General features: G+C 61.8%; 1 protein-coding gene. It reads right to left on the bottom strand.

Annotation, left to right across the window (positions count from 1 at the left end; genetic code table 11):
- The coding region (locus AAHM40_RS26765) for a peroxidase family protein (RefSeq protein ID WP_342247403.1) at positions 1-8,913 on the bottom strand (8,913 nt) is incomplete at its 3' end.
- Positions 8,914-9,854: the final 941 nt, after the last annotated feature.

Here is a 9,854-nt window from a genome sequence, read left to right as displayed (position 1 = left end):
CCCAACCTGCCCTGCGCCGGGGGTGAAGTTCGCAGCGGTGGCACCGCCGATGTTGGTCCAGGTCGTGCCGTTGGCGGAGGACTGCCACTGGAAGTTGAACACCGAGGTGGTGGTGCCGTCCGGGTCAGCAATCGTGCCACGGGTCGCCGTCAGGACCTGACCCTGGGTCGGCGTGGTGTCGCTGATCACCGGGGCGCCGGTCGGCGCATCGTTGACCTGGGTAGCCGAGACCGGTGCGGTCACCGCCGAGTAGACGGTTTCCAGCACCCCGTTGGCATCCTTGTAGATAGCCTTCAGGCGCATTGCCAGCCCAGCCTGGGCGGCGGTGACCAGGAAGCTCGGTCCGGTGGCGCGGGCCAGTTCGGCGCCGGCGTTCTCGATGATGATGTCCTCGAAGATGCCGTCACCACGCACGTCAGCCTGCCAGTAGTAGGACACCGGCCCGGTGACGGTGCCGCCGACATTGTTGGCATCGGTCACACCGGCGATGGAGGCCAACAGGCGAGTGCCCACTTCAGGCGTGGCATCGCTGATCGATGCCAAGCCCACCGGTCCGCTGTTGAGACCAACCACCAGCGCCTCGCTGACATCGTTGAACTGCAAGCGCTCGATGCCGCTCAGGCGGTCGCTACCATCGCGTCCATCGACGGTGTCGGTCACGGTCCAGGTGCCATCGCCGTTATTGAGCACCGTGTAGTCGGCGCGGTTGCCGGCGAACTCGGCAGTGTCGTAGTTGAACGCGCCATTGCCAGCGAGCAGTTGGCGAGTGACAACCAACTGGCCGGGGTTGTAGCGGCCGGTGAGCATGTCGTGGACCAGTTCGGTCATGCTGAACGCGGTGTCGATCACGGGTCCGGTGCCGTCGGGGTTCTGATGCACGGCGATGTAGACGGTCATGGAACGATCACCGTCGATCCGATCATCACCACCGCGTCCCGCGATGATGTCGCTGCCGCTGCCGCCGAGGATGATGTTGCCGGCACCGAACGAAGTGACGCCTGCTCCCAGGAACTCCTGCAACCCGGCGATCAGGCCGATGTTGGTCAGGATGCTGCCGTTCACGCCCGAGGTGGAGATGGCCGCTGCATCGCGATCATCGCCCTTGAGGATGTCGCTGTGAGACGAGCCTGACAGGCCTTCCATGAACTCGAAGCGGGTCAGCAGGGACGCTGTCGACGGGGTTACCGGTGTCTCGTCGAAGGCCCGCAGGTCGAACTCGATGTTCACCCCTTGCGGATCGTCGCGGAACACCGCCCAGTCGTAGCCGGAGCCGCCGACGTAGCGGTCACCCTCGCCACCATTGCCGAGCATGATGTCGTCGCCGCCTTCACCGTCCATGCGGTCGATGATGCCGCGCTCGCCGATGTAGACATCGTTGCCGGGCACGTTATCCAGGCCGAACTCGTTGAAGTTGTCACCGGCGTTGCCGTCAGGGCCGCCCAGTTCCAGCCAGTCATCACCCTCGTTGCCGAACTGCGCTTCGTTGCCGCGGGTACCGAGGATGAAGTCGTTGCCGACGCCACCGAAGATTTCCGTGGCGTCCTCGCCCGAGACGATGAAGTCACTGCCGAAACCACCCAGCAGCAGGTTGATGCCGTTGCCGCCATGGATGACGTCGTTACCACCGTCGCCCTGGATGTTATCGTCGCCGCCGCGATCGGTAATGATGTCGTCGCCATCGCCCGCGCGGATCAGATCGTTGCCGTCCCCCCCTTCGATGCGATCGGCGCCGCCGTCGCCCCAGATCGTGTCGTCGCCGAGGCTGGCGATCATGATGTCGTTGCCGTCGGTACCGCCCAGCACCACGTGCTCATCACCGGTGTAGCGCAGGTAGTTGGTGTTCGCCTCGTTGTAGAACGGTGTGGCGACATTGTCGGTATTGACCGGGTTGTCACGAATCACCCAGGGCAGCAAGGCGCTGCCACCCTGTGGGTCTTCGCCAGGAGCCGCGACGTCGTCGAGGCTTTCGTCGACACCCACAGTCGTGGGGTCGTCACCGAGAATGCCATCAGCACCCGGGTTGACCACGTCCGCGTTGAACTGCCGGGTAATGTCCACCTCCAGGATCAGGCCTGGGTCGGAGAAGATATCGCCGGGCAAGTGGATCGCGTTGGTGTTGGCCATCACCATCTTGGCGAAGGAGTTGTTTTCCAGCTCGGTGAGGAAGCTCATGCTCGCCGTGCGTTCGAGGTAGTAGAAGCGGTCGCCGTCCTGGAGTTTCTCCATCTGGTTCTCGAACACGAAGTTGAAGGTCGAGCCCAGCAGGCCACCGAAGGGCATTTGCCGCTCGGCCAGGCCACCGATCCACAGGTCGATGTCATTCACACCGGTCGTGGCGGCCGGGCCGTTGAGGAAGGCCAGACGATCCGCGGTGTCGGCGGTGAAGGTACGCTGTCCTGCCTCTCCTTCGTTGATGATCGCGTCGCCACCGAATACCAGGGCGAAGGCCACCGCGCGCTTATCGGCCGTGGTGTCGACATCAGCCGCCTGCAGTTCGGCGTGGGTGCCATAGGCCGCGATGAAGTTGACGATGGACGTCTGGTGCTTCAGATGCGCGGCGAAGTCGACCCAACTGGTGTACGGCCGCAGTTGGCTGTCACCTGTGGCGTTGTAGAAGTCCTGGCGCGCCGCATTGAGCGTCGGGACGCCAGTATCACGGCCGCGAGCGATGTTGATGGTGGCCAGGTCCAGCGGCAATCCGAGGAGGTTGTTGCGCAGTGCCTCGGTGACGAACTCGTCAATTTCATTGCCAGTCTGGCGGGTCATGCCACGGACGATGTTGCCGGCAGCCTCCTCAGCCGACAGGGCGCCGTTATTGTTGAAGGCCAGCGGGTTCAGGAAGGCATCGATCAGGTCCATGCTGCCCGCGTCGGTGAAGTCCGGGTTCAACCGGTCCACAGTCTCGGTGAGCATGGAGTGGCCGAAGCGGTACACCACATGGGCGAACTCGGCGACGATCGCCGGGTTGATCGCGGTGTCGTAGACCTGGGTGGCGTTGAAGAACACATCCACCTGCGGCTGCACCTTGCGGGCGAACTCCTCGAACACCAGGTGCTGGTACTGCATTTCAGTGGTGAAGCGCGCGGCCTGGAACAGACGCTCGCCATTCCAGCTGCCGTCCGCATTCTGCCAGTTGCTGATGAAATCCGTATCGTTGCTGGCCAGCACCACGGCCTTGATCTGATCGACCATGCGGTTGTGCTCGGCGTGGAACACATGGTGCACCGAGGTCAGGCCGATGTTCTCGTTGCCACGCCCATCACCGGTGATGAAGTGGCGGTCGAGCAGTTCGTTGTCGAATGTGCCTGCCGGCGGTGCGTTGCCAAGATCGGTATCCCCATCCGCCGTCATCAACGCGCCGGTCTGGCTGTTGAAGGGGTTGGCGGAGTGGGCGATATCGTCCAGGAAGGCATGCCCGGTGAACAGGGCATTGCCCGGAATGGTGATACCCAGCCCGCCGTTGGCGGTGGGATTACCTTCCACCAGCACGATATCGCCGTCCTCCAGAGTGACGATCTGCGCGAACCCGTTCGGGCCCGGAATGAACTTGCCGTAGAGGTCGGTCGCCAGCAGCGGGACATTGCCGATGTTGCCATCGGTCAACTGGATACCCAAGAACTGGGCGGCCTGGGCCTTGACCTCTGCCCAGGTTGGCAGGCCGCCGACGCCATCGAGCATGCGGCCCGTCGCCACCGGATCTCCAGCGGCATTGAGCTCGTACTCGCGCAGGAATACCTGGTGCGAGGCATGGGACGTATAGGTCTGGTTCTGGTCCACGAACGGCGTGGTCGTGTTGAGCGGCCCGCCGCCGATGACGTCGTCCGCGGTCCCCATGACACCATCTTCCCCGGGAGAGTCAGTACTGGTGCGGGTGAGGATCATGAAGTTGGAGGTCCCCCCCGGAACGAAGAGGGGGTCGTCCGGTTGCAGCGGCACGAAGACGAAGCCGTTGCCGCCCTTGGTCACCAGGTCCAGGCCATGGTCGAAGAACTGGCCGAACAGCGTGAACCAGGAGTTGAAGCCGGCAGACAGGCCTTCGTCAGGTGCCGTGTTGGGGATGAACAGGGGCTGTCCACCCGGGATCGGTACACCATTCAGATCCAGCAGCACGCCATTGGCATCCAGCGTTCCCAGACCGGCATCCACGTACGCTTGCACGGCTGCCGGGTTGGTGATGGTCTGATCGACGATCAGGTTAGAGATTGTGCGCGGATCAGCATCCGCCACATCGCCAGGGGCGCCATAGTCGGTGTTGGTCAGCACACCGCCTGGGGCGGGACCGTTGAGGTCGATGCTGTCGCCATCCTGATCGTCACGGAACACTGGCGGAACCAGGTTAGGGAAGGGCTGGTCAGCCGCACCGAAGTTCTCCTGACCCGGCACCAGGTTGTTGAAGGATCCATCCACCGTACGCAGACCAAAGGCGCCACGGGAGTTCGGCACGATATCCAGCAGATTCTCGCCAGCGGCATGGCGCTCGGAGATAAGGATCTGGTCGAGGATGAACTGCAGGTCGCTACGAATGATATGCACGCCAGGACTGGCGACGAAGTCTTCCTGCGGCACAGCCGGCGGCGGTGCGACAACCACCGTGCCATCCACCGGAGCGGTAGCATCCGAGAAGACGGTCTCCAGCACGCCGTTCTGGTCCCTGTAGACCGCCCGCACCCGCAGGGCCAGGCCGTCGAGGTCGGCGGTCACACGGAAGCTGTCGCGCTGGGCAGATTCAGGCCGCTCGCCGGCCTCGGTGACGATGTCCTGGAAGATACCGGAACCGGCAACGGTCTCAGCCTGCCAGAAGTAGGCAATGGGGCCGGTGATATCGCCGCCGGAGGCGACGTTGTCCGCGTCGCTCACCAATAGTGCCGACGCTGTCAGTACCTGGCCATTCTGCGGGTTGTTGTTATCGATTTGTAGCTGCCCTGTGGGGCCTTCGTTGAGCCCGGGAACTAGCGCAACGGATAGGTTGTTGAACTGCAGCCGCTCAATGCCGGTCAACCGGTCCACACCATCCGCACCGATGACGGTGTTACCGTCGAGGTCCACCTCCAGGTGGGTGACAGTGATCACGTCATCACTGAAGTCCAGCGTCGTACCGTTGTTGTTGATATTGATGTCGTAGTCTTCGAAGTTGCCCGTGAACACCGCCGTGTCGTAGTTGAAGCCGGCGGTCTGGACGACTTCACGAACGATGACCAGTTGCCCGGGATTGATCGCACCGGAGAGCATGTCGGGAATCAGCGCGCCGATGCTGTCGACGCGGCGAATTTCCAGGTTAGGGTCGTTGGGATCGCGCACGCTGACATAGGCGTTCAGTGCCCGGTCACCGTCGATCAGGTCATCACCGCCACGGCCTTCGAGGATGTCGCTGCCGCCACCGCCGAGGATGATGTTGCCAGCACCGAAGGAGGTGACGCCCGCGCCAAGGAACTCCTGCAACCCGGCGATCAGATCGATGCCGGCCTGGTTCAGGACGCTGCCCAGCGGACCGTTCTCGGCGATCTCGGCAGCGTCGGCGTTGTCGCCGCGCAGGATGTCACCGAACTGCGAACCGGACAGGCCTTCGACGAAGGCGAAGCGGTCGAAAATACCGGCGTTGGAGGCCGGTACCGGCGGCTCGAAGAAGTCGTCGACGATCATGTCGGACAGCACGCCGAAGGGGTCGAACTTGTAGCTGACCCAGTCGAAGCCGGAACCGCCGTCGAAGTGGTCGGCACCTTCGGAACCGAAGAAGATATCGTCACCGCCTTCGCCGATCATCTCGTCGAAGCCACCGCCGCCGACAAAGACATCGTTGCCGGCCACTTCATCCAGGGCGAAGGGCGAGAAGTTGTCACCGGGGGCACCGTCCTGGGTACCGATCTCGATCCAGTCGTCACCTTCGTTACCAGCGGTCTGCAGGTTGCCCTTGGCGCCGTAGATAAAGTCGTTGCCGGTACCACCGAAGGTTTCCGAGACGTCTTCGCCGGTGATGATGAAGTCATTGCCGGCGCCGCCGAGGATCAGGTTGAAGCCGTTGCCGCCATGGATGACGTCGTTGCCGTCGTCGCCCTTGATGTTATCGTCGCCGCCCATGTCGGTGATGATGTCGTCGCCGGCGCCGCCATTGAGGCTGTCCACGCCGTCACCGCCCTCGATACGGTCGTTGCCGCCATCACCCCAAATGGTGTCGTCGCCAATGCTGGCGATCAGGATGTCGGCATTGTCCGTACCACCCAGCACCACGTGCTCGTCACCGGTGTAGTGCAGGTAGTTGGTGTCCAGTTCCGGAGTGGCCGGGTTGTCGCGGATCACCAGCGGAACGAGCACGTTATCGCCCAGCGGGTCTTCATTGGGCGTCGCGATGTCGTCGGCGCTTTCATCCACAAGTGTGGTGGGGTCATCACCCAGGATGCCGTCAGCACCAGGGTTGTTGACGATACCCGCATTGAACTGCTGGGTTTGGTCGACTTCCAGGATCAGACCAGGGGTAGAGAAGATATCCGCCGGTAGTCGATCAACGTCGGTGTTACGCATCACCATCTTGGCGAAAGAGTTCTGCTCCATCTCGGTGAGGAAGTTGAGTCCTGCCAAACGGCCGAGGTAGTAGAAGCGGTCGCCGTTCTGCAGGGCTTCCAACTGAGTCTCGAACACGAAGTTGAAGGTGGAACCCAACAGGCCACCGAACGGCATCTGCTTCTCGGCCAGACCACCAATCCAGAAGTCCACCAGGTCCAGACCAGTCGTGGTCACGCCATTGGCGCCACTGGCCCAGGCCCCGGTGCTGTGCAGGAAGTCGAGACGGTCTGCCGGAACATTGGTGCCAGTGCCGAGCACTATGGCCATGGCCGCGGCACGCTTGTCATCAAGCGTGGTAGCGCTGGTGATGGTCGAGTGGGTGCCGTAGGCGGCGATGAAGTTGATCAGGGACGCCTCATGCTTGAGGCCGCCCATGAAGTCCACCCAACTGCTGTAGGCCTCCAGTTGAGCGTCCCCGGTGACCTCGAAGAACTCGCGGCGCGCAGCGTTGAGCGACGGGATGCCGGCATCCCGACCACGAGCGATGTTGATGGTCGCTAGGTCCAGGGGCAGACCCAGCAGGTTGTTGCGCAGCGCCTCGGTAACGAACTCGTCGATCTCGTTGCCCTGCTGGCGGGTCACGCCACGGATGATGGCGCCAGCGGCTGCATCCGCATCCGCACCACTCTCGGCAAACGCCAGGGGATTGAGGAAGGCGGCGATCAGGCCGATCTCGCTGTTGACGAAGTTCGGGTCCAGGCGGTCGATGGTTTCAGTCAGCATGGAGTGACCGAAGCGATACACCACGTGGGCGAATTCGGCGACGATCGATGGATCGATGCTGGCATCGAAACCGGTAGGCGCCAGGAACTCATCGACGTTCGGCTGCACCTTGCGGGCGAATTCCTCGAATACCAGGTGCTGGTACTGCATCTCGGTGCCGAACTTGGCGGCCTGGAACAGGCGCTCACCGTTCCATACCAGGGTGGAGGTATCGGCGGGAATCTGTCCTACAACGGGAACCAGCAGCCATTGGTTGAGGAAATCCACGTCGCCGGAATCCAGGATCACCTGCTTGGTGTGCTCCACCAGCCGGTTGTGTTCGGAGTGGAACACGTGGTGCACAGCGGTCAGGCCGATGTTCTCGTTCACCCGACCATCACCGGCGATGTAGTGGGCGTCCAGCAGTTCGTTGTCGTAGGTAGCGGCATTGCCGTCATCGGTACCGGCCACTGCGTCCGCGTCAGCACCGAGCAACGCGCCGGTCTGGCTATTGAACGGGTTGGCGCTGTGGGCGATGTCATCCAGAAAGGCATGGCCCGTGCGCACGGCGTTGGCCAAGCTGATGCCCTGGCTGCCATTGGCGGTCGGATCGCCTTCAACCAGGAAAGTCCCACCGGCACCATCGCTCATCACCACCTGCGGGTAGCCATTGGGTCCCTTGATGAAGTTGCCATAGGCGTCGGTGGCCAGCAGCGGAATGTTGCCGACATCGGCGTCAGTCAGATTGATGCCAAGAACATCGCGGGCCTGGGCCTTGACGGTCGCCCAGGTAGCCATGCCGCCCAGGTCCACGTCATCGCCATCTCCGAATACGCCGTTGACCAGATCACGATTGGTGATCAGCTTGCCGGTCGTCATCGGGCCATTGGCCGTCGTCACATATTCGCGCAGAAATACCTGGTGCGAGGGGTGCGAGCTATAGGTCTGGTTCTGGTCGACGAAAGGGGACGTGGTGTTGGTGTGCTCGTGGATATCGTCCTCGGTACCCAGTACACCATCCGCACCCGGCTGGTTGGTGGCGCGGGTCAGGACCAGGAAGTTGGTCGGGCTGGTCGGATCGAACAGCGGATCGTCCTCTTGCAACGGAATGAAGATGGTGCCGCTGCCCCCCTTGGTGACCAGGTCCAAGCCGTGGTCGAAGAACTGGCCGAAGAAGGTGAACCAGGAGTTGAATGGCGCAGAAAGACCTTCATCCGGCGTGGTGTTGGGGATGAAGAACACTTCCTGGTCATCTGGCGTCCCGAAGATACCGTCGAGACCGGGGCTCAGCACTGGGGCGGCACCGCCATTGGCTTCCACCGCTGCCGGGTTACTGGCGGTCTGGTCGACGATCAGGTTACTGATGGTCCGCGGTTGCGAGTCGATCACCAGGCCACTGGTCTGGGTATAGGACGTTCCGTCCTCTGCAATGCGGAAAACCGGATCGAGCATGCGCGGGAACAGATTGTCCGCAGCCCCGAACTCGGTCTGCCCCAGCACCAGATGATTGAAGGAGCCATCCACTGTCCTGAGTCCCCAGGGCACTTGCGAGTTGGGCAGCAATGCCGACAAATCCTCGCCGGCCGCATGGGCTTCAGAGATGAGGATCTGCTGGAGAATGAACTCGAGGTCAGATTTGATGTATGTGGCCATGGTGTTTTTCCTCAATGCGACAGCAATCAGTCAGGCCGAATCACGCCCACGCGGGTGCGATTCCACGTTTCGTCAATGGAAAGCGATCAAGCCGGGCAAATCGCAGTCGCAGCCGAACCCTCCAAGCCTTGGAAGTGGCTCAGTACCGACTGAATGGATTTGTCCCTCTCAGCGCCGCTAGCGAAGGCGGCGCCGCTGCTCAGGCGTGAGGTGGTCCGTGGAAACGAACCCGGGGGGCGGCACCACAGGTCGATGGGCCGGTAGGCCCACTGCGCGAGACTGAATCGATGCTCATTACGGTGTTCTCCCTAGCACTCTTGTGGCGGGCTCCGCAGCGACGTCCCTCAACGCCTCTACGTGCCAAAAAACAGTCATGCTCGTACACACCCCTGACTAAAGCCCCGGCCACCTGTACTGTCAATAAATCGTCGACACATGTTTCTAAATGTAAAAATAAGATAAGTATCTGATTTTTAAAATGTAACTTAAATAAATCAGCGAACCGAAGTCGCTCGACATGTGGTAGCACGCTTCCAGCTGCCCTGGCACGCTCTTCTCCTGACGGCCGAAAGCAGCGTGCTAGAGCGGTTCAATACCATCAACCCACTTATCAGAGGATTACAACCGTTGACTCAAGTGGGAAATCCGGGCAATTCAGAGGCATCTTTCTTGCAGGAAGAACGCGAAATGATGCACGTACGCACCAAGAAATCGACATAGCTACTAGGAAGGCCGGAATAGAGCGGGGTTTTGAGTTTCTGCGGGCATGAAAAAGGGGCAAAGCCGCACGTGCTTCGCCCCTTTCTGTGCGTCAACGAACTGTCGAAACTGTCCCTCAACCGGCGAGAATGAAGTCCGCCTGGGTTACGGTTGTGGCATCCGCCACGCCCACCAGGGTGATGCTGTTGGCACCGATAGTGACCTGGGTATTCGCCCCCAGG

Source organism: Pseudomonas sp. OTU5201 (genome assembly GCF_038440135.1).
GTDB lineage: Bacteria > Pseudomonadota > Gammaproteobacteria > Pseudomonadales > Pseudomonadaceae > Metapseudomonas > Metapseudomonas resinovorans.
This window is presented reverse-complemented; position numbering and strand designations above follow the sequence as displayed.